This is a genomic window from Streptomyces sp. cmx-18-6 (assembly GCF_046548915.1).
In the GTDB taxonomy this organism is placed as follows: domain Bacteria; phylum Actinomycetota; class Actinomycetes; order Streptomycetales; family Streptomycetaceae; genus Streptomyces.
In genome coordinates this window covers 1-540 of sequence record NZ_JAEBEP010000059.1, presented here as the reverse complement: position 1 = coordinate 540, position 540 = coordinate 1, and the positions used below count along the sequence as shown (strand labels likewise).

General features: G+C 63.0%; 2 pseudogenes. One reads left to right on the top strand and one right to left on the bottom strand.

The features are described from left to right. Positions 1 to 239 (top strand): annotated as a pseudogene (locus ACLJPL_RS34140) (hypothetical protein); the annotation flags it as partial. 151 nt (positions 240 to 390) lie between these two features. On the opposite strand, the pseudogene ACLJPL_RS34135 reads toward ACLJPL_RS34140, so the two are convergent. Next, positions 391 to 540, bottom strand: a pseudogene (locus tag ACLJPL_RS34135) (DDE endonuclease); the annotation flags it as partial.

The following is a 540-nucleotide window of genomic DNA, read 5'->3' as shown; positions in this document are numbered from 1 at the left end:
GGCGTGACTGCCAAATGTTCACACCAGAGGAAAGTCGGGAGCTCGCAGCCGACTATCTGGCCGACATGCCAGACCTTGTTGCCCGCCGAGACCATGCGGCCGCAGCCCTTGAACTCCAGCTTCCCCATGAGGCAGAGGTACTGGCGCGCTTGCGGGAGGCGGCCGTCGAAGTTGGAAAGGACGTCACCCTCATTTTCACGCCTGAGGGTGAGCCCTACGCTCCTCTCTTCATGGACTGAGGCAGACCTCCGCCGACATGTTCAATCGAGCTGAGTCAGCATTTCCGTAGCGCCAGCCAGGCTGATCTCCAGGCCTTCGACTTCGCCGAACCAGCCCTCGCGCTGCGCTTCGGTGATCCGGTCAGTTACTGACCTTGAATGCGTGATGTCGTCACATTGAATCGAGGAGACCGGTGCCGGTCAGGCAGCCGTCGAGGACGTCGTGCCGGTACTGGAGTTGGCGGAGGCCGTGCCTGATCGCGGTGATCAGGTCGGCGGGGGTGTGGAAGGCGCGGTTGGCAGTGGTGGTGCGCCGCAGGAC